The following is a 22,553-nucleotide window of genomic DNA, read 5'->3' on the forward strand; positions in this document are numbered from 1 at the left end:
AGCCAGGCCCGGTGGCGCCACGCCACCGGGCCGTCAGGGTCTTATTTCTCCTGCGCCAGCCGGATACTGCGCTCTATCACCGCCCGCCTGGCGTCACCCGCCGGCAGCAGCTTCAGCATCATCTCCCAGGCCGCCACCGCCTCGCCAAAGCGCTGCTGCTCAAAGGCGCTGAACGCATACAGGCTTAACACCCGGATATCCGTGTGGTCGCGGCTCACCAGCCGGCGCAGCAGCTCCCCGCCACGGCGGTTATCCTCCGGGTCGGACGAGCGCGTCAGCGCCTCCGCGTAGCCCAGCGCCGCATCGCGGTTTTTCGGGTCCAGCCGGTACGCGTTCGCATAGGCCCCGGTGGCGGTACCGGCATTACCCAGTACCATGCCAATGCGCCCCAGCATGAGCCAGCCCTCAACATTGCCGGCATCATTCTGCAGGCGGGTGCGCAGCCCCAGCGCCAGCCGCGCCATCTCCTCCTCATTCAGCGGCTGCGCCTGCGGGTCCAGCGCCCGCGCCAGCAGCCCGGGCGTCTGCGCCGTCGCCTGCTGCCAGGCCCTCACCTGCGGATAGCTGCCGGTCAGGGCGTAGCTGCCGGCGCCGACCGCCAGCGCAATGACGGCCCCCGGCACGTAAACGCCCCACCCGGCGCGCGCGCCGCAAACCGGGGTGTCCGCCGGCAGCGGCTCCCGGCGCAGGCGCACCCGCCGGCGCGTGCGGGCGACGATTATCCACCCGCCCGCCACGATGGCGGCCAGCGGCAGCACCCACAGCAGCACCGTCAGCGGGGTCAGCGGCGGGTCGTAGGTGACAAAGTTGCCGTAGCGCGCCACCATATAATCGATGATTTCCTGGCGGCTCTTCCCCTCCTGCATCAGGTCATACACCCTGCGGCGCATGTCGGTGGCTATCATCGCGTTCGAGTCCGCAATGCTGTTGTTCTGGCATTTCGGGCAGCGCAGCTGCTCCGTGAGCTGGCGGAACTGCTGCTCCTGCGCTTCATCTTTAAACGGCATCACGTCGGTGGTCGCCCGCGCTGACCCGGCGATAACCAGCGCCAGCATCAGCATCACCATGCCCGGTAACAGTCTCATTGCGCCGCCTCCCGGCTGTATCTGTCCCACAGCGGTTTCAGTTCACTTTCCCATACCCGGGCATTCAAATCGCCCGCATGGCGGTAGCGGATAATCCCCCTGCCGTCGATGAGGAAGGTTTCCGGCGCGCCGTACACGCCCAGGTCCAGCCCCAGCATCCCGTCGCTGTCCGATAAACTCAGCGCATACGGGTTACCCAGTTCTTTTAACCAGGCCACCGCCTTCGCCCGGTCATCCTTATAGTTCAGCCCGACCACCCGGATACCCTGCGCGGCCAGCCGGTTCAGGTACTGATGCTCGGCGCGGCAGGTCGGGCACCAGGTGGCCCAGACGTTAAGCAGCACCGGTTTCCCCTGCGTCAGCACCTCCGCCTGGTAGTACTGACCCGGCGTCTCCAGCGATTCCAGGCGGAACGCCGGCACCGGCTTTCCGGTCAGTGCCGATTCGAGATTCGTCGGGTCATCCCCCTGCGCGTTGCGCGCCAGCTGCCACAGCAGCGCCGCGGCAATCAGCAGAAAAATCAGCAGCGGTAATAACAGTACGTTGCGTTTCATCCGGCCTCCGGCAATGGTTTACGGCGGCGGTAGCGCGGGTCCGCCAGGCACAGCAGCCCGCCCAGCGCCATCAGCAGCCCCCCGGCCCATATCCAGCGGACAAACGGTTTGTAGTACAGGCGCACGGCCCACGCGCCGTTGTCCAGCTCCTCCCCGAGCGCGGCGTACAGGTCGCGGGTCAGCCCGCCGTCAATCGCCGCCTCGGTCATCACCATCCGGCTGGTGTTGTAGAGCCGTTTCTCCGCGTGCAGCACCGCCTCCGGCTCGCCGTGGCGCGTCACCCCGATGAGGGCCACCCCGCCGCGGTAGTTGGGGCCGGTGATGTCCCGCACCTCCCGGAAGGTGAAGCGGTAGTCGTGAATGGTCACGCTGTCGCCCGCCCGCATCCGCACGTCACGCTCCACGCTGTAATTCTGGCTGAAGGCGATGCCGGTAATCGTCACCGCCAGCCCGAGGTGCGCCGCCACCATTCCCCAGTAGCTGAGAGAGGTTTTCGTGCCGCGGGACACGCGCTGTACGGCTTCGGCCACCGCCAGCACCGCAATCCAGCAGGCCATCGCCATCCCCACCGCCGTCATGGCGATGATTTTATCTTCCAGCAGCCATGGCAAAAGTACCGACAGCACCAGGGTGGAGACCAGGGCGGTGAGCAGCAGTTTCCTGATGTTACGCGGCCGGTCCCGGCCCCAGCGCACCAGCGGCCCCACCCCCAGCAGCAGGGCAAAGGGGACCATCAGCCAGGTGAACATGGTGTTAAAGAACGGCTCCCCCACCGAAATGCTGCCCAGCCCCAGCTGTTTGTGCACCAGCGGCAGCAGGGTGCCCAGCAGCACCACCAGCATGGCGGCCATCAGCAGGACGTTGTTGCCGAGCAGCAGCGACTCGCGCGACCACAGCGTGTTGTTCACCCGCGAACGCACCCTGTGCCCGCGCACGGCGAACAGCAGCAGCGAGCCGCCGGTGACCAGCACCATAAAGGCGAGGATAAACATTCCGCGCGCCGGGTCGGAGGCGAAGGCGTGCACCGACACCAGCACCCCGGAGCGCACCAGGAAGGTGCCCAGCAGGCACAGCGAGAAGGCGCAGATGGACAGCAGCAGCGTCCACGCCTTAAAGCCGGCGCGCTGTTCCGTGACCGCCAGCGAGTGCAGCAGGGCGGTACCCGCCAGCCACGGCATAAAGGAGGCGTTCTCCACCGGGTCCCAGAACCACCAGCCGCCCCAGCCCAGCTCGTAGTAGGCCCACGCCGAGCCGAGCACGATGCCCAGCGTCAGGAACACCCACGCCGCCAGCGTCCACGGGCGGGCAAAACGGGTGAACGCGCTGTCCAGACGCCCGCTCAGCAGCGCGGCGATGGCGAAGGCGAAGGCCACCGAGAAGCCGACATAGCCCATGTACAGCAGCGGCGGGTGGAAAATCAGCCCCGGGTCCTGCAGCAGCGGGTTCAGGTCGCGCCCCTCCACCGGAAAGGCCGGCAGCGTGCGGGCGAACGGGCCGGAGGTGAACAGGATGAACGCCAGAAAACCGGCGCAGACCATCCCCATCACCGCCAGCACCCGGGCGACGATATCCGCCGGCACCCGCCGGCTGAACACCGCCACCGCCAGGGTCCAGCCGCTCATCAGCAGCACCCACAGCAGCAGCGAGCCCTCGTGCGCTCCCCAGGTGGCGGCCACCCGGTACCACACCGGCAGCTGCGTGTTCGAGTTGCCGGCGACATAGGCCACGGTGAAGTCGTTAACCACAAAGGCGTGCACCAGCACGAAAAACGCGCCCGCCACGCAGATGAACAGCAGCCAGGCGAACACCCCGGCCGACGCCATCATCCGCGCGTCGCCGCGCGCCACGCCCCACAGCGGGTAAACGGACAGCAGCAGCGCCACGCCGAGCGCCAGGCACAGCAGTGCGTGGCCGTATTCAGGCATCATGATGAGGTGTCCTTATCAGCGCGTTGCGGGCGGCGGTGGTTTTCCTGCATCGCCTTTTCCACTTCCGGCGGGGTGTAGTTCTCGTCATGCTTGGCCAGCACCTCGTGCGCCAGAACGTGGTTGCCCTTCTCCAGGGTGCCCTGCACCACCACCCCCTGCCCCTCGCGGAACAGGTCCGGCAGTATCCCCTCATAGCTCACCGTCACCGACCCTTCGGCGTCGTAGAGGCTGAAGTTCACCTTCAGCGAGTCCGGGTCGCGCCTGACGCTGCCGGGCATCACCATCCCGCCGACGCGCAGGCGCTGGCCCACCGCCGGCAGCTGCTGCGTCTCGCGCTTGCCGTAGAGGATTTCGCCGGGGGTATAGAACAGGTCGATATTCGCGCGCAGCGCGTACAGGACCAGGGCGGTGGTCAGCCCCAGGCCCGCCAGCACCGCGCAGACCACCCGTAACCGGTTTTTACGTCGCAGGTTCACGCGGCCTCCTGTTGCGCCTGTGCGGCACGCATCCGCGCCTCGCGCGCCCGCTGCTGCGCCACGCCGCGCAGAATGGCCCGGCGCTGCAGCACCGTGTGCAGCGCCAGCAGCGCCAGCGGCGCCACGGTCATCGCCACCGCCAGCCAGACAAAAAAGGCGTACCCGCCCATGGCGAAAAAATCGCTCCACGATGAAAATGCCGGACTCACCGGTGCCCCCTTTTCAGTATCAGTTCGCTCACCCACGGGCGGCGTTTTTCCATCAGTAAAATCAGGTTGCGCATCCGCATCAGCGCCAGCGTCATAAAGAGCAGCAGGTAGCCGGCGATGGCCCAGCGCAGCGGCGAGCGCATCGCCGGGTCGATGCTCTGCTGCATCCGCGTCGAGCCCTGGTGCAGGGTGTTCCACCACTCGACGGAATAGTGGATAACCGGCAGGTTCACCACGCCGACCAGCACCAGAATGCCCGCCGCGCGCCCGGCCATTTTACGGTCGTCAAAGGCGTGCCACAGGGCGATGACCCCGGCGTAGAGAAACAGCAGCACCAGCTCCGAGGTCAGGCGCGCGTCCCACACCCACCAGGTGCCCCACATCGGTTTGCCCCACGCCGCGCCGGTGACCAGCGCGATGAAGGTGTACACCGCCCCCACCGGCGCCATCGCCGCGACGGCAAGGCTGGCCATTTTCATCTGCCAGACCAGCCCGGTAAACGCCGCCACCGCCATCGCCGCATAGATACCCATTGACCAGATGGCCGCCGGGACATGCAGGTACATAATGCGGTAGCCCTCCCCCTGCTGGTAGTCCGCCGGGGCGAAACCAAAGCCCCGGACCCAGCCGGTGGCCAGCGCGATGATGCCGGCCGCCGCCAGCCACGGCACGAGCCTGCCGCAAATCTGATACAGCCGGGGCGGCGCCGCCAGCTGATGAAGGGTTTTCCACATAGTCGTCACCTGACCTCCTGAAACCAGTAAAATGTCCGTCGTGCCGGGGCGCTACTGCGTACTGATGCGCAGCGCCGCCGCGGTGGCGAACGGGCTTAACGTCGCGCTGCCCGCCAGCAGCGCCCCCAGCACCGCCAGATAGCCGTCAGCGGGTAAATGCATCGATGCCGCGTCCATCGCCGCAGCGGCGAAAATCAGCACCGGAACACTCAGCGGCAGCACCAGAATGCCCAGCAGGACGCCGCCGCGCCGCAGGCCGGCCGTCAGCGCAACGCCCGGCGCGGCGAGAAACCCCAGCGCCGGCGTGCCGAGCAGCAGCGTCAGCGCCATGATTTTCCAGCCGTACACGTCCATCCCCAGCAGCAGCGCCACCAGCGGGGAGAGCATCATCAGCGGCAGGCCGGTCACCGCCCAGTGGGCCAGCACCTTCGCCAGCACCACCGCCGGCAGCGGCACCGGCAGCAGCATCAGCTGCTCCAGGCTGCCGTCCTGCAGGTCGTCGCGAAACAGCCGCTCCAGCGCCAGCAGCGAGGCCAGCAGCGCCGCCACCTGGATGATGCCCGGCGCGATACGCGCCAGCAGCTGCGGCTGCGGCCCGACGCTTAACGGAAACAGGGTGATGACCATCAGGAAGAACCACAGCGGGCCGGCGATGTCCGCGCCGTGGCGGAACGCCACGCGCAGCTCGAGACAGAAGACACGCCACATCACAGCCCGGCCCCCCCGCCGGTCAGCGCCAGGCGGCGGACGGTGTCCGCGGTCCCCGGCAGCGGCTGGTGGGTGGTGAGAATGACCATCCCGCCCTGCGCCGTGTGTGCCGCCATCCGCCGGGTGAGGCGCGCCACGCCGTTAACGTCAATGGCGGTGAACGGCTCGTCGAGCACCCACAGCGCGGCGCGGGTCAGCCACAGGCGGGCCAGCGCCACCCGGCGCTGCTGCCCGGCCGAGAGCCGGGCGACCGGCACGTCCTCAAATCCCGCCAGCCCGGCCTGCGCCAGCGCCTCCGGGAGGCGCGCGCCGTCACCGGGGTGGAAGAAGTGCAGGTTCTCCCGCGCCGTCAGGCGGGATTTAATCCCCGGCTGGTGCCCTATCCACAGCAGACTGCGATGGAAGCTGTCGCGCACGCGGCGCAGGGGCTCGCCCTGCCAGTACACCTCCCCGCCGTCCGGGCGCGCCAGCCCGGTCAGCAGGCGCAGCAGGGTGGTTTTTCCGGCGCCGTTGCCGCCGGTGACCTGCACCCACTCCCCGGCCTCCACGGTGAACGACAGCCCACTGAACAGCGTCCTCTCGTCCCGCTCGCAGTACAGATCTCTGGCTTCAAGCATCATTGTCATTGCGCATATTCAGGTTGATATGGCGTATAAACACCGGTCAGGCTTTCCAGGAAGGCGACGATATCGTCAATATCGTTTTGCGGCAGATCGGTGCCAACCTGGTAACGCAGCATCAGTTTTACCGCGCCATCCAGCGTCGGTACGTCGCCCCGATGGAAATAAGGCGCCGTTAACGCGACGTTGCGTAAGCCCGGGACTTTTTGCCGTAATTTATCGCGAACCTCTTTGGTGACGTTCATACGACCAATATCCGCTGCGGTAATTTCGCCAAAATTAAAGTCTCGCTTTAATCCCAATGGTTCAAAAGAGCGCCCGCCTAAAATGATACCGCCGTGACAGGTTGCACATTTATTCTCTTTAAATAATTGATAACCGTGTTTCTGTTGCGCGGTCAGCGCATTTTCATCTCCACGTAGCCATTTATCAAAGGCGGAATCCGGCGTTATCAACGTTTTTTCAAATTCGGCGATCGCATCAGTAATATTTTCCCCGGTAAATCCTTGCGGATAAACCGCCTGGAAATCTTTTTTCAGGACAGGATCTTTATCAAGCTTGCTAATAATCTCATCCCAGGATTTAGAGGCCATTTCAATAGGATTTAACGGCGGTCCGCCTGCTTGCTCCTGCAGGGTTGCAGCACGACCATCCCAAAATTGTTCGATATTAAATACGGAGTTGAATACCGTCGGCGCATTTATTGGTCCTACCGCACCGCCAACGCCAATTGAGGTTTTTCTGCCATCGACACCGCCCGCATTTAACGCGTGACAATGCGCACAGGATATTGTGCTGTCGCCGGATAAACGTTCATCATGATAAAGACGGAAACCTAAGTCGACTTTTTTCGCATCGACGGGAATATTGCGCGGAATAGGCTGAACGGGTTCATTCCGGTGCGCCGGGTCGGTATCGGCGCTGGCATAGTTGCGCTCACGCTGATCGGCTATCCAGTTCAGGATGTCAGTACGCTCTTTATCGCTGACGCCCCCCGCCCAGTGCAGCGCGACATAGCGGGTTGGCGGCATAGTCTGATGTTGCATAACCCATTCAATTTTATTCAGTTCGCTTTGCGGCACCGGCGTATCCGCAATCAGGGCGGCCCGTACCGCCTCCAGGTTAAACGATTTGTAGCCGAGCTGGATATCGTAATCCATTAGCTGCTTTGCCACCGGAAAAGAGGAATAAAAAGGTAATTCAGCGGAAGGCGTATGACAATAATCACATCCTTTCTCCCTGAAATAACCCAGTATTTTATTATTTTCACCCACAACCGAGGCCTGCACATCGCTTTTTTTACTGCGCTGTTTGTCGTAATACCATACATACCCGGACAAACCTAAATAACATAACAGCCCAACGGTGATAACCGTTGTCGCATAGAGGGTAATTTTTTTCATATCACTATCCTTATGGGGTATTGCGGCATGATTAATTAAATTTTATTTTTTACTCATGAGGCCCGTCAATACTAAATACAAACCCATCATGGATATTGATTGGTATCAATAATTACAATTGGCTAAACCTATAGATATGATAACCCCCGACTATCGTAAGATTTATTTTGCGATGCCCGTCACAGGGTTTATTCAACCGCAACAATGGATAAATCCTCTTTTCCGTCATCAAAACGAACGATAGCCAACAATAATTGACTTAACGCAGCATAAAAACCATAGGAATCATGCTTAAGGCAATTATTTGTAAATTCCGGAAGCCATTCCAGTAATGACGACAATGTTTTCTGGCGTAATTTATTCATTCTCCGTTGTTGGAACGATTCACCCAATGAAAAATGTAAATGGCTGAGTAATTCCAGATAAATCGCCAGGTGGTCGGCCGGCTCTTTAAAATCGTCGTTGACTTCCATCCCGGCTTCAAGCAATAAATGTTTAATCATGCCGGGTTCCTGCTGCGGGTATTGCGAGGCGTAGGGCAAGGCCGATTTTTTATCCGTCATCAGGAACAATCCGCAAAAATCTGCGGCCAGCTCCAGCTGCGCATCCTGGCGCAGGCTAAGCGCGGCAATTTTTTGTTCGAGTAACGCCACCGACGCCGCCAGCGCAGGCTGACGCTTTAACAGCGCCAGCCAGTCCGCGATCTCCGCGGACTGTAATTGTATTAACCCTTCATCATCCACTTCCCGGAAAAAGAGTAACGCCAGCCATGCATATACGCAGGCGTACTGTTCCTGAGCAAGCGCTGGCTGCTTAATCATGCGGATTCCCCTGCGATGCGGGTACATATTCACACTGCGCGACCATCTCGACCGGACCGTTAAACGCCGTGACGTTATCAATAGGGCCGGTATATTTTTCAATTTCCACCAGCGTCGTATGCGCGCTGGTCGCCTGCGCGAGCTGTGATGTACCGATATCCAGCGTTAATACGTTAGGGTTGCCGTACTTACATAACGCGTTGATGTCGCCGCCTTTATCAGGATCGTACCAGGCACCTTCATGAATTCGCGCCACGCCCGGCGCATAGCGATCGGAAACTACCGCCCCCGCCAGTACCTGCCCGCGTGCATTGAATACCCGCACGATGTCACCGTTGCGGATCCCGCGCGCGCTGGCATCCTGTGGGTTAATAAAGACCGGCTCCTTGCCGCCAACGGCATATTGCTGACGCAGCGTTTCCGACTCGCACAGTTGGGAATGCAGACGGAAATCAGGGTGGACGGATTGTAAGTGCAACGGCCAGCGCTGCGATCCCGGCCCGCCATGCGAGCGTTCGATTTTTTCGAACCACATGGGATGGCCCTGACAATCGTCGTATTGCATGTCGGCGATCGTTTTGGAGTAAATCTCGATCAAACCGCTTGGCGTGCCCAACGGCTCCAGGTCCGGATCTTCACGGAAAGCCTGATGGCGCACAAACATCTGCGGATGATCAAACTCGATGTACTCCTGTTGATTCCAGAACACCTCGAAAGTCGGTAAGTGGATACCGCGACCTTTTCCCTGCTGGCTCCCTTCCTGCCAGATGCGTTTCAGCCAGCCCATTTCATCAAGACCTTCCGTGAATGCCGCTTCACGGTTAAAGCGTCGGCAGAGATCGCGGAAAATATCAAAGTCATTACGCGCTTCAAACTGCGGCGACACCACCTGTTTCATGGCGATAATGCCGCGGTTAGAGTGGTTGCCGAACTGATCGAGGTCGTTACGCTCAAATTGGGTGGTAGCCGGCAAAACGATATCCGCAAAGCGGCAGGTCGACGTCCACTGGTTATCAATAGCGATGACCGTTTCCAGCTTGCGCCAGCCTTCAATTATGCGGTTAATTTGTTGGTGTCGGTGGAACGGGTTGGTCCCGGCGAACACGCACATCTTCAGCGGCGGTAATTTAACCGATTTCCCGTTCCAGTTAATGATCTTGCCCGGTTCAAGAATGGCATCCATAAAACGCGCAATAGGAATGGTGCTGCTGTAGCCTTTGTAATCCGTGCTGTCGTGCACTGGCGGAACGGTCGTCGAACCGGAAAAGCCGCTTAAAATGATCCCTTTACGGCCAGGCGTCCCGGCGCCGTTGTAGTGCCAGCCAAAACCAAAGCCGCCGCCCGGTAAACCAATCTGTCCCAGCATTGCCGCCAGCACGACGACCATCCATGACCACTGTTCGCCATGCTGCATACGTTGTACGCACCAGCCAGCGATGATTTGCGTTCTGTCGCCCGCCATCTGCCGCGCCAACGCGCGGATGGTGTCGGCGTCAATACCGCACAGTTTTTCCGCCCAGGCGGCATCTTTGGGCTGTCCATCTTTTTCGCCCAGCAAATAGGGGAGGAACTGCTCAAAACCGACGCAGTAGTTATCGAGGAAATTTTTATCGTACAGTTTCTCGCTGTACAGGGTATGCGCCAGCGCCAGTTGTAACGGGACATCCGTCTGCGGGTTAATGGCGATATGTTTGACCTTATCGCGCCCCAGATAATCGTGCGTGGAGGTAACAACCGGGTCGATGCTGATGACCGAGATAGCACCACTGGCAACCTTCTCTTTTAATTGTTCATAGTACTGATAGACATCGTGATCCGGGCACCACCAGTTTGCCTGCTGGTTTTTCACCATATCAGAACCCCATAGCACAATCGTTTTACTGTTCTGTAAAACCAGAGGCCATGACGTTTGCTGCTCGTACACTTCCATTGAACCCACCACGCGCGGCAAAATCACCTGCGCCGCGCCGGTCGAATAGTCCCCTCCCGTGCTGACGCTATTGCCATGTAGCGCAATCGCGCGCGCCAGCATCCCGGAGGCGTTATGGAACATGCCGGTAGATTGCCAGCCGCTCGCCGTCAGTAACGCGCTCGGCCCGTAGGTTTTTTGCACCCGCTCCAGTTCCTGATAGAACAGATCCAGCGCTTCATCCCAGGAGACGCGCACAAAACGATTATCGCCGCGCTGCGAGGTGTCGCTTTGATGACCTTTGCGCATCCAGTCGACGCGCACCATCGGATAGCGAATACGCGCCGCGTTGTGGACGTGATCGGGCAGACCGGCGATCATTTTGGACGGGTATTTATCCTGTTCAAACGGTTTTGCCGCCACAAATCGACCGTCAACCACCGTGGCGCGAATCGCCCCCCAGTGAGAGCCGGTAAGGATACCCTCTTTCGTCGCGGCGCCTGGTGCAACGGCATCCGCCGCGCGGGCGCTACGGGGCGTCAGTAGTGACGGCCCCAGCATTCCTGCCACCGTCAAGCCGCCAAGCTGCGCCAGAAAACGTCGACGAGAGACGTGTAACGAGTCCTTATTTTTCATTGTGTTCTCCCTTATCGCTGTGCGGCGTGTTGGTGGTATCAGACGCATTCATCTGGAGATATTTCAACAAGGTACGTTCTTCACGCTTATCCAGACTGGTGAAACCGATCATGCCGTTGAGCGTGCCGATCCAGCCGTTAGCGTCAAAGTGCGCTTTGTCCGGCGCGCCGTGACACTGATTACAGGTGCCGTTATAGAGGGAGTCGGCATAGGCCCAAATCGGTTTAATGTCATTTACCATGTCGCCTTTTTGCATCCACGCGGTTGCCTGTAATTTGCTCCACTGAGTATTGGTCGCCGCGACGGTGGTCTCTTCCAGCGTTTTCACATGCTGTTGCACATCGCCGCGAATCGAGGCGACAAAAATACGTTTACCGGGCAACTGCGTCAGCACGCGCTGGCGACCGTCCGTCTCCGTCCAGCCTTCGATTTGCACTTGCAGCCAGTCACCGTCCCGTTTAAGGACTTTCACTTCAGAAGCAGGTAACAGCGAACCTGCCGGTTCTTTATCGCCTTTAGTGGCGTAAATCGGCTTGATATCCAGCGAATAGAGCGTATCGCCGTCATTATGCGTACTGGCGCTGGCGCGCAGTTCATCAAACTGTTTGCGGAAACCGCTGCTCATATCCGGTAGCTGGTGGGCAATCCCTTTATGGCAGTCGATGCAGGACTGATTTTCTTTCGCGGCGATTTTCATTTGCCGCGCCGCTTCCGGGTTCTGTTTCGCGTGATCCATCGCATCGTAGTTATGGCAGGAACGACAGGTCGCGGAGTTATTCTCTTTCATGCGCGCCCATTCACGCTCGGCAAGCTCGGCGCGTTTGGCTTCAAATTTTTCCGGGGTATCAATCGAGTGGGCGATAAATGTCTGGTAAAGATCGTTGCTGGCTTCCAGCTTACGTTTCACCATGCCTGGAATATCAGGGGGGATATGGCAATCGTGGCATTCCGCGCGTACGCCGGAAGCGTTCTGGAAATGTACGGACTGTTTATATTCCTGATACACCGGCTGCATACTATGGCAGCTGACGCAAAACTCTGTCGTACTGGTCAGTTTGATACCGACGTGAGGTAACACGATCAGCGCAACGCCGATCACAATCCCGACAATGACCAGCGCCAGTATCGACCAACGGGCGCTTGGCCTGAGTAGCGCTCTCCAGAGTTTTCGCATAATAGCCCCTGTAATTATATGGTTTAATGCGCAGATCTTATTCCGCAAATATGAACAGCGTCACTGGTCAGGATGAACGGGATACGGCAATATATGAACAGATATGAACAGAAAGAGACCGCGCGCAGGATGTCACATCACATTGTTATTGTTGAGGATGAACCTGTTACTCAGGCCAGATTACAGGCCTATTTTGAGCAGGAGGGGTATCGCGTTTCGGTGACCGACAGCGGCGCGGGCCTGCGTGACATCATGGAGCATGAGCACGTTTCGCTGATCCTGCTGGATATCAACCTCCCCGATGAAAACGGGTTGATGCTGACCAGGGCGCTACGCGAACGCTCCACGGTGGGCATTATTCTGGTGACGGGGCGTTGCGACCAAATCGACCGCATCGTCGGACTGGAGATGGGCGCGGACGACTACGTCACCAAGCCGCTGGAACTGCGCGAGCTGGTAGTGCGGGTAAAAAATCTTTTGTGGCGTATCGATCTGGCCCGCCCCACGCCGCAAAATGCCAGTGAAAACTGCTATATGTTTTCCGGTTACTGCCTGAACGTGATGAATCACACGCTGGAGCACAATGGTGAAGCCATTAAGCTTACGCGCGCGGAGTACGAGCTACTGCTGGCCTTTGTGACCAACCCAGGCAAAGTGCTGCATCGTGAACGCCTGCTGCGAATGCTTTCCGCCCGCCGCGTAGAGACTCCGGATCTCCGCACAATTGATGTCCTGGTTCGCCGCTTACGCCATAAAATTACGCCGGAACTGCTGGTCACACAGCATGGCGAAGGCTACTTTTTAGCCTCGGAGGTGTATTGATACAGATAGACGGGCCGAAATCCCGGAGGCGATAGCGAACGACGAACGCGCGCGCTGTCGGCGTTGTTATGCGTCAAAATAAGCACCGGCGGGCTGATATTTTCAGGTACCGGTTGCCCCTGTAAGACCTTAATCGACTGCGTTATCGCTAATTCTCCCTGCCAGGCCATCTGATCGCTGAGCGCCATCAGGATATGGCCGCGTTTTAAACCGCGATAAACCTGATGCGTCAGATAAAATGAGACGATTGTGAGCGGAGTCGTCAAATTTCGCCCTTCGCCCATCGCCGCCTCCGCCGCTATCGCCGACCCGGCGACCACATTGGCGTCCGGATGGCGCTCCAGCATTTCCTGGAGTAAGTTTCGTTGCACTTCAATGTCGTTATCGCCCCAGGCGATATCCACAATGTTGATGGCGCTGCCTTTAATTGCCTGACGAAAACCCGCCACCATCTCCTGACTGCCGCCGGCTTCTTCCGGCCCCGGGAAGAGTAAAACGTTAAGCGCTTTTCCTTTGCTCCACTGCACCAGGAAACGTCCCGGCAGATACCCCATCTGAAACCACGGCAGACCAACGCGGGTTGCGACGCTGGCATCGTGAATCATGTTCACCAGTTCAATAACCGGCACATTACCGGCATACCGTTCCAGTTCCGGGAAACAATCGGTACTGCTGCCAAGCAGAATAGCGTCGGCGCCCCACTCCCGGCATTGCATCATTTGCTGTTGTTGCGTCGCCAGTTGCCGATAGCCATTCGCTTCCAGCACTTTTAAATCAACGCCATACAATTTGGCCGCTTTTTGCATCCCGTAGTTGACGGACAACCAGTAAGAATCTTTCAGGCTGGGGTATAATGCGCACAGTTTCCAGGGTTTACTCGCATTGACTGACGTTTGCCGCCAGGGAATCGCCCGATCGGCGCGCGTCCAGTGTAGCAGTCCGGTTTCGGCTGACGCCGTTTCTACATTCGAGACGATGATTATCAAAAAAAAGAACGAAATAAGCGCGCGCATGATAGCCCCACCAGCAACAAGGTTTTATCCTAATGGTTTTTCCGGCGGCAACTCAACCCATTTCACCCGCGGCGCATAAATGTCAACGCCTTCACTGACCCGCAGATTATGGCTGGCCTTCGCCCTGATGGCGGCGCTCACCCTGCTCAGCACCGTGATCGGCTGGATAAGCCTGCGCGTCATTAGTCAGGTGGAGCAAACCAATACGCAAGCGCTGCTCCCCACGATGAATATGGCCAGGCAGTTAAGCGAAGCCAGCGCTTACGAGCTCTTTTCCGCGCAAAATCTGACCAATGCCGACAGTGAGGGCGTTTGGCTGGCGCAGGGGAAGATGCTGAAAGCGCAAAGCCTTAAAATTAACCATCTTTTGCAGGCATTAAGCGAGCAGGGATTTAATACCTCGGCCATCGCCCGGCAAGAAAAAGAGATTGCGCAAACGCTTGGGCAACAGGGAACGCTGGTCGGTGAAATTCTCACGCTGCGCGCACAGCAACAGCAGTTAAGCCGCCAGATTGCGGAGGCGGCGGAAAGCATTGCCGCCCAGGCTCACGGCCAGGCCAATAATGCCGCGACATCTGCGGGCGCCACCCAGGCCGGTATTTACGATCTTATCGAAAGCGGTAAAGGGGACCAGGCTGAACGCGCGCTTGACCGATTGATTGATATCGACCTTGAGTATGTGAATCAGATGAATGAGTTGCGGGTCAATGCCCTGCGGTTTAAGCAGCTCATTGTGACCTTAAAAGACGCGCAAGGGCTGAGCGATGCCGAGGACACCGATGAAAAACTTAATCAGTTGGTTAAAATTTTATCCCGCCGCCAGCAGCGTATAGAAGATCCTACCGTTCGCACCCAAATCGCCGACGCGCTGGAGAAAATAAACCAGTACACCACACTGGTTACCCTGTTTCGTAAGGAAAACGCCATCCGCGATCAGCTTCAAACGCTTATGGCCAATAACCTCTTTCAGTTTACCCGCTTCAGTACGGAAGTGTCGCAGTTGGTGAACGCCATCGAAAAACGAAACGAGGCTGGGTTAGCGCGTCTTACACACGCCAGTCAGCGTGGGCAAATAGGGTTAGTGATCTTAGGTATCCTGGCGCTGTGCTCATTAAGTTTTATTCTTTGGCGAGTGGTTTACCGTTCCGTATCCCGCCCGCTGGCGCAACAAACGCAGGCCTTACAGCGGCTACTGGAGGGCGATATTGATTCGCCGTTTCCGGAGGCGGCTGGCGTCAGCGAACTGGATACCATCAGCCGTCTGATGGAAGCGTTTCGCGCCAACGTGCGCAAATTGAACCGCCATCGTGAGGATTTGGCGGAACAGGTGCGATCGCAAACGGCGGAGCTTCATGCGCTGGTGCTGGAACACCGGCAGGCGCGCGCCGAAGCGGAAAAGGCCAACGAGGCGAAATCGACGTTCCTTGCCGCCATGAGCCATGAAATTCGCACGCCGCTTTACGGCATTCTCGGTACGGTACAATTGCTGGCCGATAAACCGCTCATGGCAAACTACCGCGACGACTTACAGGCCATTAATGATTCAGGCGAATCGCTACTGGCGATTCTTAACGATATTCTTGATTACTCGGCGATTGAAGTAGGCGGCACCAACGTTTCTATTAGCGAGGAGCCGTTTGAACCGCGACAATTGTTGAATAGCGCGCTGCATTTAATGCACAGCCGCGTGCAGGTGGCGCTCATCGCCGACTTTAGCGAGCAACTCCCCTCCACGCTACAAGGCGATCCGCGCCGGATACGTCAAATTGTGATTAATCTTTTAAGTAATGCGGCGAAATTTACCGATCGCGGCAGCATAGTGCTGCGCACGTTTTGCGACGATCAGAGCTGGTTTATTGAGGTTGAAGATACCGGGTGCGGTATCCCTGAAGCGAAGCTGACGGCTATTTTCAAACCGTTTGTGCAGGCGACAGGACGCCGGGGCGGGACGGGCCTGGGGCTGGCTATCAGCGCCAGCCTGGCAGAAGCGATGGGCGGGACGCTAACCGTCACCAGTACGCTTCATGTTGGCAGTTGTTTTCGTTTACAACTGCCGGTTCGCCACCCCAAACCCGCAAGCAAAAATGCGTTCAGAGAACCGATAAATCTTAACGGACTACGCCTGTTGCTGATTGAAGATAATATGCTGACGCAGCGTATTACCGCTGAAATGCTCACGGGTAAAGGGGTGAAGGTCTCAGTAGCTGAAAGCGCGAATGACGCGCTACGCTGTTTAGCCGAAGGCGAGTCCTTTGATGTGGCGCTGGTGGATTTTGATTTACCGGATTATGACGGCTTAACCCTGGCGCAGCAGTTGATGAGCCTGTATCCCGCCATGAAACGCATTGGTTTTAGCGCGCATGTGATAGACGATAATCTTCGTCAGCGTACCGCCGGTCTTTTCTGCGGGATTATTCAAAAGCCCGTTCCCCGCGAGGAGCTTTACCGCATGATAGCGCACTATTTACAGGGCAAATCTCACAACGCGCGGGTGATGTTGAATGAACATCAGCTTGCCGGCGATATGGCGTCTGTCGGCCCGGAAAAGCTCCGGCAATGGGTCGCGTTATTCAAAGACAGCGCGCTGCCTTTAGTCGAGGAGATCGAGGCAGCGCGCGCCATGAATGACGACGTTAACATTAAGCGGCTGGCGCATAAATTAAAAAGCGGCTGCGCCAGCCTGGGGATGACGCAGGCAACCGAAGCCTGTCGGGAGCTGGAATTGCAACCGCTTAGCGATATAGATATTAAAACTATCGTGACGCAGGGAGTGACGGCGCTCGACGCATGGATAGCCGATCATCCTTCGCCATAATAGCTTCCGGCTCGCCAAACGACGCGTTTCACATCGCCAGTGATCAGGACATAAAACAGTACGCCGAGGGTATAAGAGGGAAATAGCCTACGGCTACTGCCTGTTTAATGATTCTGTGTTTTTTCGTCCTGTAGCCGTGCCTGCTCCGCCAGGGCGGCAAAATCTTTTTCGCTGTAATAGTGCGCGGGAGGCGGTAGCTGCGCCATATCCTCGCTGGGCCACAATTGTAGTTGCGCCAGCGTGCTAAGCTGGATACCGCGCCAGCAATGGGGCAAGCTCAGCGGCAATAGCGGCATTATCTCGCCAGGAATAGCGGTCGGCAGGCGGTCATCGCCCATCTGATAATTACGATGCAGCACCAGATATTTTTCCGGTACCCGCCGCTGGCTGTTCCACCAACGGCCATCAAGCATATCAAACTGAAAACGGGTGATCTGCGCCGGCTGCGCTGCCAGCTGCGTCAGCGCTTGCCGCAGCGCGGTTTCCATCGCCGTGTTGTACATCTCTTGCGTTTTCGTCTGGCCGCCGACAATTAAAGACGCCGCCAGACGGGCACCCGCGAGGTTAGAATAGAGATCTTCCGGCGAAAAGGCCGATACTCCCTCAGAAAATCCGCGAACAGACTCGAAACCGTACCATTGGGCGATTTCGTGCCACTCCGCCACCTGGAACGCCAGATGCGCCGACAGCCAGGCGGCCAGCGTGTAACGCTCGCGTGCATCGACCGGAGGGGTAAAAGCAGTAAAAACCAGACGCCGTTCGGCCAGCTCCTCGCCCAGATTCAGCGTAAAAGCCTGCCCCAGCTTTGGTAGTAGTTGGCTGAAGATATACACTGTCATATCAGCGGTATCCCGCACATGTGCGGTGTCGATGAATCCGCCACGCAAGGTATACACAATACCGTTATTCTCACCGCTAAGGCCAATCAGGTTTGCCACGCCCGAGTACAGATGGTCGTTGTACTGATGATGCCCCAGCGAGTCCACCGTCACGACGTTATTTAACTGATAGAACGGAACCGGCAGTCCCAGCAGCTCGGCATGCAGGTCGTAACCAAAAGCACAACACGGCCGCAACCCCTTTGGCAGCGGCTGCGGCGGCATCGTCGGCCAGGCTTCACTGGCAGCAGGCGTTGGGTGAGTGGACAGATAGAGCGTCAGTGGTAAGGCGGCGCGGGCGCTCCCCGCCAGAAACAGCAGCGCCAGAAAGATAACCCGAACGACGGACCTCAAAATGCTTCTCCTACCTGAAAATAAAAACCGCTGCTAGCTTTGCCCACGCCGTAATCCAGCCGCACGTTGACGCGCGGCTTGAACTCAAAGCGATAGCCCACGCCCGCAGAAGGCAGCCATCGCCCGTCATCCAGATGGTGCAAAGACGATCCCATGGTGCCCGCGCCCACCCAACCGACAACGCCATGCCGCCAGCTCAGCTTATGGCGATATTCCAGCTGACCGCTGATAGCATTTTTATCGCGATAGCGCCCTTCATAATAGCCGCGCATACGATGGTTACTGCCCAGCAGCGGCAGCATATTCCACGGCACGTCGCCCTGGGTAAAGGCGCCGTCAGCTTCCCAGGCCAGCACATCTTTATCATTGACGGCATGGTAACGACTATAGTGCAGTTGGTATTCATCAAACCGCGTATCGCTACCGACGTCCGGTGCGAAGTGGGTATAGCGAAGGGTGGCATACTGCCCTTTGCGTGGGTTAGGTATAAAATCACGATCATCCCAGCTAATCTCAACGCTACCGCCGTTACTCAGTGAAGAACAGCCCTGCGCTGTACTTTGAATTTTGGGCGGATCGGTCTCATCAATTTGCGCGGCGTGCTGTATATCCAGCGTCCAGCCAACGCCAAGATAGATATTGTTGACCAGCCGACGATACAGCATGGGTTGCAGATCCAGCACCTGCGCAGTATAGGCCTGCTTATGGCTGTCTTTATCACCGGCGGCAAAACCCTGTCCCCAATAGTAAGTGGGCGTGTCGCTCAATGCGCCAGTGAGGAAGAAACGCCAGCGATCTTGCGCGAAAAAAGCGTAATTTTGCAGGCTTACGCCAAAAGCGCCTGTGGAGCTAAAATAGCCGCTCAGCGACAGCGTGGATACCTGGCTAACCTTATCGGCAGGATCGGGGCGATACATACCGACGATGGCGGTGCCGATGCCCAACCCCAGTTCAGGGGTATAAAATGGCCCGGGCATTACTCCCCAGTTGACGCCTTTGGCGGCATCGTAAGTATCGCTATCCCCCATTTGTTGTAGCCAGCCGTCCACCTGACTGCGGCTGGGCAGCGCCGCCTGCGCCACGCCGGACAGCACACCGGCGACGCAAAGCAACAGTCGGCAATGGCAGCGGTTCAAAAGCGGTACTCACCGGCCACAAAGAAGCTATTGCGCTCGGCAAAGCCAAACTCAGTGGTAACGTTGAAATGGCGGGTTATTTCATACTGAGCGCCCAGCAGCATGTTCCACGGTGATTGTAGATGCTGTTTGACGTCAAAGCGGCCGTTATTGTTATAGTTAGCCATACTCACCAGCCTTTGTAGCGTCGCTGACGGCATGGTCAGGTCGTCGAGGCTGCCTTTAAACTCCTGCTGCACATCCTGATACATGCTGCCGACCCAGACGTTTAGCTTGCCCGACGGCAGATGCATCTTATCTATACCCGGGGTGGTAAAACGGTAACCAACGCGAGGTGAGACGGTAAAGGCGTCGATGCTGCCATCAAGAATATCGAACTGTGTCTGGGTGTAGTTAGCATCAACAGCGGTAAACCAGTTACCTACGCCGCCGACCAGCGTGGTGCCGATGCCATAGGTAGTGCCTTTAAAGTCGAGTTTAAACTTGAGGTTTTGCAGATCGGCGGGATGAAAAACGTGGCCATTTTTCGTCATCAACCCAACACCAATTTGCGAAATGGAATGACCATCGGTATAGCCCACCAGGCCGTACACATTCATAAATGGCAGCAGCCAGGCATCCAGCTTGACCGTTTCGGTCTTGCTCTTTTCACGGGTATGACCGACGTTAATTTTAAATGCGTTATCTAATGGAATTCCCCCGTTGGGACCTAAAGCCAGGCCATTAAAGTTGATGCTATCAACGTTAATATTCTGCCCAATATTCATGTAGTTAATATTGAGGCCAAATGGCTCGGGAAGCTCATAGCCACGCTTTCGGGCTTCATCACCCAGAAAAGGCAACACTGATGTACTGGCAGGCTTTGCCACCGGCGTTGTCGCGACTGGCGGTGTGGCAGCAGATGGGACGTCATCCTGATAGCTATAAACAGGCGACAGGTTCGCCGGGGGGCTGGTAGCCGCCCAGGTAGAAAAAGCCATAGCGGGCAGCGCCAACAGCAAAAGGGAGCGTTTTTTCATAATGATGAAGCGTTTATTCTGGCGAGAAGCGCCGCCGGATCGAAAGGAGGAGGGAGAATATAGTAATCGTCGCCTGGTGGGCGGGATTTCTGTGCGAATTAATCTTTTGAAATAAAAAACTATTTTCTACAACGTCTTTGTTGCAACACATTAGCTTCATGAGTGGAACTATCGGCCCGACGGCGATCGGGCCGGAGTGAATCAGGACAGAACATGTTGTTCAATCGCCCAGGCAACACCATCTTCAAGGTTCGATTTAGTCACAAAGTTAGCCACCTCTTTGACCGACGGAATGGCGTTGTCCATTGCCACGCCCATGCCGGCGTATTCGATCATCGCAATGTCGTTTTCCTGATCGCCAATCGCCATCACCTCCTCTGGTTTAATACCCAGCGCCTCGGCCAGTGATTTTACGCCAGTGCCTTTATTAACCCGTTTATCGAGAATTTCAAGGAAGTACGGCGCGCTTTTCAGCACGGTATACTTTTCCTTCACCTCTGCCGGTATACGCGCAATCGCCCGGTCGAGAACGGCAGGCTCATCGATCATCATAACTTTCAGGAACTGGGTGTTCGGGTCCATCTTCTCTGCTTCACAAAATACCAGCGGAATGGTCGCCACATACGACTCATGCACCGTGTAGTAGCTGATATCGCGGTTAGCGGTATAAAGCGTATTTCGGTCTAATGCGTGGAAGTGAGAACCCACCTCACGGGACAGTTTTTCCAGGTAACGGTAGTCATCATAGCTGAGCGCCGTTTGCGCAACCGTACTGCCGTCCCCTGCTTTCTGCACCAGCGCCCCGTTATAGGTGATGCAATAATCGCCGGGCTGTTCCATGTGAAGTTCTTTCAGGTAACTGTGCACACCCGCATACGGACGGCCTGTGGTCAGCACCACATTTACCCCTTTTTCACGCGCAGCGGCAATCGCGTTTTTAACCGCCGGAGAAATGGTGTGATCGGGCAGCAGAAGGGTGCCATCCATGTCGATAGCAATAAGTTTGATAGCCATGAAATCCCCGCATTAAATGAGTCCTGACTCATGCTAACGCGATTCCGCTCAAAAAACAGCAAAAGAGTCAGGGATAAAGGGGGATAAACTCTGGAAAAAGGATTCCTCTTTTGTCCGACATGATGAGGAGTTTAACGGTCTTTACAATGGTTGCTTCTATTGTGCATTGACCGATTTATCAGGCAATAACATACAGCAAAATAAAGGAGGTTATTGGGAAACTCACCGTCTATAGAAGAAAAAGAGACTGAGTGTCCCGTTAAACCATTTGAGGAATGAATAATTTGATGACAATTACCGTTAGTACTCTCTGAAAAAAATAAAAATAACACAGCTTTCGATTAAACGGCACACCGGTAAGAAAGCGCAGATAGAAAAAATAGCAATAAAATTAGCGGCGTGGTAATAATAACGAATATGACATGTAAGGAATACATTCATGAAAATAATTAAAATAATATCAGCCATTGCCATGAGTTATTTTTTAAGCGGTTGTATGACGTCATCTTTACTCGATACTATAAAAACGGAAAGCGCACCCACGACAGAAGTCTGGAAAACAGATGAAATAAAAAGTATCAAACCATCAACGACCACAAACGGAGAGGAAACGTGGACATTTGTTGGTGAAGACAATAATTATCAACTTGATATAAAAGATGATAATATCAACACAACAACCAGAAATTTCGTCACTTTACTGAATAATCCTCATATCGATAAAAGAATTATCGAATTTTCCAAACAGCTTTACTGTTCTACCGATAGTAAAAAAGGGAACAAACAAAATGAGTTTCATTGCGTCCGCCCTTCAGATATTAGATACAGTTATAAGTCTTTGACGGAAGAAGAAAAATCAAAAGTCAGAGAGGCATTTTATGTACATGAAAACGATCCTGGCAGTCCTTTTTATTTTACGTTAGCAGGAAAAATCCAACCCAAAGATGCCGGTAATGAAAATGAAATATTACTAAAATCTTCCCATAAAATAAATTTCACACGTGATAAGAAGCATTTCTCGGCTAAGGTTTTATTAATGCCATTCTCTATTATTGGCGATGTTATCACTGCGCCCTTCCAGGCAATTGGCTATATTATTATCATGAATTCTTTACCGGCGATGCGCTACTAATAATAAAGAATGCCTGAATGTATTCAGGCATTCTATGTCAGCCTCACCTTGTCGGATGGCGGAGTAAATACTCTATCCAACCAACAACGTATCTTTAATGCTAAACAATGGAA

20 protein-coding genes are annotated in these 22,553 nt (G+C 56.5%); 3 read left to right on the forward strand and 17 right to left on the reverse strand.

Annotation, left to right across the window (positions count from 1 at the left end; all coding sequences use genetic code 11):
• Nucleotides 1-41 precede the first annotated feature (41 nt).
• The 12 genes from ABVM99_RS22065 to torC form a co-directional block, all read right to left on the reverse strand.
• On the reverse strand, nucleotides 42-1,085 hold the full coding sequence (locus tag ABVM99_RS22065; protein WP_079810445.1) for a cytochrome c-type biogenesis protein CcmH: 1,044 nt from the start codon (nucleotides 1,083-1,085) through the stop codon (nucleotides 42-44).
• On the reverse strand, nucleotides 1,082-1,639 hold the full coding sequence (gene dsbE / locus ABVM99_RS22070) for a thiol:disulfide interchange protein DsbE (protein WP_000828299.1): 558 nt from the start codon (nucleotides 1,637-1,639) through the stop codon (nucleotides 1,082-1,084). The genes ABVM99_RS22065 and dsbE overlap by 4 nt, the downstream gene beginning before the upstream one ends.
• The gene (locus ABVM99_RS22075) at nucleotides 1,636-3,567 is read right to left on the reverse strand and encodes a heme lyase CcmF/NrfE family subunit (protein WP_023194940.1); all 1,932 of its coding nucleotides are present in this window, start codon (nucleotides 3,565-3,567) and stop codon (nucleotides 1,636-1,638) included. Before ABVM99_RS22075 ends, dsbE begins: the two co-directional genes overlap by 4 nt.
• Nucleotides 3,564-4,043 (reverse strand): cytochrome c maturation protein CcmE, encoded by a 480-nt coding sequence (ccmE, locus tag ABVM99_RS22080; protein WP_023194941.1) that lies wholly within the window; start codon nucleotides 4,041-4,043, stop codon nucleotides 3,564-3,566. The genes ABVM99_RS22075 and ccmE overlap by 4 nt, the downstream gene beginning before the upstream one ends.
• Nucleotides 4,040-4,252 (reverse strand): heme exporter protein CcmD, encoded by a 213-nt coding sequence (gene ccmD, locus ABVM99_RS22085; protein WP_000074110.1) that lies wholly within the window; start codon nucleotides 4,250-4,252, stop codon nucleotides 4,040-4,042. The genes ccmE and ccmD overlap by 4 nt, the downstream gene beginning before the upstream one ends.
• A complete protein-coding gene (locus tag ABVM99_RS22090) occupies nucleotides 4,249-4,986 on the reverse strand; it encodes a heme ABC transporter permease (RefSeq protein WP_000265996.1) in 738 nt (245 codons plus the stop codon). The genes ccmD and ABVM99_RS22090 overlap by 4 nt, the downstream gene beginning before the upstream one ends.
• 51 nt (nucleotides 4,987-5,037) lie before the next feature.
• The gene (gene ccmB, locus ABVM99_RS22095) at nucleotides 5,038-5,697 is read right to left on the reverse strand and encodes a heme exporter protein CcmB (protein WP_023194942.1); all 660 of its coding nucleotides are present in this window, start codon (nucleotides 5,695-5,697) and stop codon (nucleotides 5,038-5,040) included.
• A complete protein-coding gene (gene ccmA, locus ABVM99_RS22100) occupies nucleotides 5,694-6,311 on the reverse strand; it encodes a cytochrome c biogenesis heme-transporting ATPase CcmA (RefSeq protein ID WP_052938313.1) in 618 nt (205 codons plus the stop codon). The genes ccmB and ccmA overlap by 4 nt, the downstream gene beginning before the upstream one ends.
• 5 nt (nucleotides 6,312-6,316) lie before the next feature.
• Complete coding sequence (locus ABVM99_RS22105; protein WP_000724476.1) at nucleotides 6,317-7,717, reverse strand: cytochrome-c peroxidase; 1,401 nt, start codon at nucleotides 7,715-7,717, stop codon at nucleotides 6,317-6,319.
• Nucleotides 7,718-7,905: 188 nt separating this feature from the next.
• Nucleotides 7,906-8,538, reverse strand: coding sequence for a molecular chaperone TorD (gene torD / locus ABVM99_RS22110; protein WP_023194944.1), 633 nt, complete (start codon nucleotides 8,536-8,538; stop codon nucleotides 7,906-7,908).
• The gene (gene torA, locus ABVM99_RS22115; RefSeq protein ID WP_023194945.1) at nucleotides 8,531-11,083 is read right to left on the reverse strand and encodes a trimethylamine-N-oxide reductase TorA; all 2,553 of its coding nucleotides are present in this window, start codon (nucleotides 11,081-11,083) and stop codon (nucleotides 8,531-8,533) included. The genes torD and torA overlap by 8 nt, the downstream gene beginning before the upstream one ends.
• The gene (gene torC / locus ABVM99_RS22120; protein WP_023194946.1) at nucleotides 11,073-12,257 is read right to left on the reverse strand and encodes a pentaheme c-type cytochrome TorC; all 1,185 of its coding nucleotides are present in this window, start codon (nucleotides 12,255-12,257) and stop codon (nucleotides 11,073-11,075) included. Before torC ends, torA begins: the two co-directional genes overlap by 11 nt.
• A gap of 129 nt (nucleotides 12,258-12,386) precedes the next feature.
• Here torC and torR point away from each other — a divergent pair, with 129 nt between their 5' ends.
• Entirely contained in the window at nucleotides 12,387-13,079 is a 693-nt protein-coding gene (gene torR / locus ABVM99_RS22125; protein ID WP_001562512.1) for a two-component system response regulator TorR, read from the forward strand.
• On the opposite strand, the gene torT is transcribed toward torR, so the two are convergent.
• Nucleotides 13,052-14,092: a TMAO reductase system periplasmic protein TorT gene (torT, locus tag ABVM99_RS22130; RefSeq protein WP_023194947.1), complete on the reverse strand. Its 1,041-nt coding sequence runs from the start codon at nucleotides 14,090-14,092 to the stop codon at nucleotides 13,052-13,054. The genes torR and torT overlap by 28 nt on opposite strands.
• A 79-nt stretch (nucleotides 14,093-14,171) precedes the next feature.
• Here torT and torS point away from each other — a divergent pair, with 79 nt between their 5' ends.
• The gene (torS, locus tag ABVM99_RS22135) at nucleotides 14,172-16,907 is read left to right on the forward strand and encodes a TMAO reductase system sensor histidine kinase/response regulator TorS (RefSeq protein WP_023194948.1); all 2,736 of its coding nucleotides are present in this window, start codon (nucleotides 14,172-14,174) and stop codon (nucleotides 16,905-16,907) included.
• Between the two features lie 104 nt (nucleotides 16,908-17,011).
• Here the strand turns inward: torS and ABVM99_RS22140 are convergent, their stop codons facing one another.
• The 4 genes from ABVM99_RS22140 to yidA form a co-directional block, all read right to left on the reverse strand.
• Nucleotides 17,012-18,139 (reverse strand): DUF4056 domain-containing protein, encoded by a 1,128-nt coding sequence (locus ABVM99_RS22140; protein WP_001258176.1) that lies wholly within the window; start codon nucleotides 18,137-18,139, stop codon nucleotides 17,012-17,014.
• Nucleotides 18,136-19,275 (reverse strand): BamA/TamA family outer membrane protein, encoded by a 1,140-nt coding sequence (locus tag ABVM99_RS22145; protein WP_023194949.1) that lies wholly within the window; start codon nucleotides 19,273-19,275, stop codon nucleotides 18,136-18,138. The genes ABVM99_RS22140 and ABVM99_RS22145 overlap by 4 nt, the downstream gene beginning before the upstream one ends.
• Nucleotides 19,272-20,294, reverse strand: coding sequence for a hypothetical protein (locus ABVM99_RS22150; protein ID WP_000747398.1), 1,023 nt, complete (start codon nucleotides 20,292-20,294; stop codon nucleotides 19,272-19,274). Before ABVM99_RS22150 ends, ABVM99_RS22145 begins: the two co-directional genes overlap by 4 nt.
• Before the next feature lie 201 nt (nucleotides 20,295-20,495).
• Nucleotides 20,496-21,308, reverse strand: a complete 813-nt coding sequence (gene yidA / locus ABVM99_RS22155) for a sugar-phosphatase (RefSeq protein WP_000985571.1) — start codon at nucleotides 21,306-21,308, stop codon at nucleotides 20,496-20,498.
• 439 nt (nucleotides 21,309-21,747) lie between these two features.
• On the opposite strand from yidA, the gene ABVM99_RS22160 reads away from it, so the two are divergent.
• A complete protein-coding gene (locus tag ABVM99_RS22160; RefSeq protein ID WP_024146499.1) occupies nucleotides 21,748-22,440 on the forward strand; it encodes a hypothetical protein in 693 nt (230 codons plus the stop codon).
• Nucleotides 22,441-22,553: the final 113 nt, after the last annotated feature.

Source organism: Salmonella sp. SJTUF15591 (assembly GCF_043356435.1).
GTDB classification, from domain to species: domain Bacteria; phylum Pseudomonadota; class Gammaproteobacteria; order Enterobacterales; family Enterobacteriaceae; genus Salmonella; species Salmonella enterica.

What these genes read in the sequence shown, in the direction of transcription:
- yidA (WP_000985571.1), bottom strand. Translation starts at nt 21,308, where the DNA reads ATGGCTATCAAACTTATTGCTATCGACATGGATGGCACCCTTCTGCTG.
- torC (WP_023194946.1), bottom strand. Translation starts at nt 12,257, where the DNA reads ATGCGAAAACTCTGGAGAGCGCTACTCAGGCCAAGCGCCCGTTGGTCG.
- ABVM99_RS22075 (WP_023194940.1), bottom strand. Translation starts at nt 3,567, where the DNA reads ATGATGCCTGAATACGGCCACGCACTGCTGTGCCTGGCGCTCGGCGTG.
- torR (WP_001562512.1), top strand. Translation starts at nt 12,387, where the DNA reads ATGTCACATCACATTGTTATTGTTGAGGATGAACCTGTTACTCAGGCC.
- torD (WP_023194944.1), bottom strand. Translation starts at nt 8,538, where the DNA reads ATGATTAAGCAGCCAGCGCTTGCTCAGGAACAGTACGCCTGCGTATAT.
- ABVM99_RS22065 (WP_079810445.1), bottom strand. Translation starts at nt 1,085, where the DNA reads ATGAGACTGTTACCGGGCATGGTGATGCTGATGCTGGCGCTGGTTATC.
- torA (WP_023194945.1), bottom strand. Translation starts at nt 11,083, where the DNA reads ATGAAAAATAAGGACTCGTTACACGTCTCTCGTCGACGTTTTCTGGCG.
- ABVM99_RS22090 (WP_000265996.1), bottom strand. Translation starts at nt 4,986, where the DNA reads ATGTGGAAAACCCTTCATCAGCTGGCGGCGCCGCCCCGGCTGTATCAG.
- ABVM99_RS22160 (WP_024146499.1), top strand. Translation starts at nt 21,748, where the DNA reads ATGAAAATAATTAAAATAATATCAGCCATTGCCATGAGTTATTTTTTA.
- torT (WP_023194947.1), bottom strand. Translation starts at nt 14,092, where the DNA reads ATGCGCGCGCTTATTTCGTTCTTTTTTTTGATAATCATCGTCTCGAAT.
- ccmA (WP_052938313.1), bottom strand. Translation starts at nt 6,311, where the DNA reads ATGCTTGAAGCCAGAGATCTGTACTGCGAGCGGGACGAGAGGACGCTG.
- torS (WP_023194948.1), top strand. Translation starts at nt 14,172, where the DNA reads ATGTCAACGCCTTCACTGACCCGCAGATTATGGCTGGCCTTCGCCCTG.
- ABVM99_RS22150 (WP_000747398.1), bottom strand. Translation starts at nt 20,294, where the DNA reads ATGAAAAAACGCTCCCTTTTGCTGTTGGCGCTGCCCGCTATGGCTTTT.
- ABVM99_RS22105 (WP_000724476.1), bottom strand. Translation starts at nt 7,717, where the DNA reads ATGAAAAAAATTACCCTCTATGCGACAACGGTTATCACCGTTGGGCTG.
- dsbE (WP_000828299.1), bottom strand. Translation starts at nt 1,639, where the DNA reads ATGAAACGCAACGTACTGTTATTACCGCTGCTGATTTTTCTGCTGATT.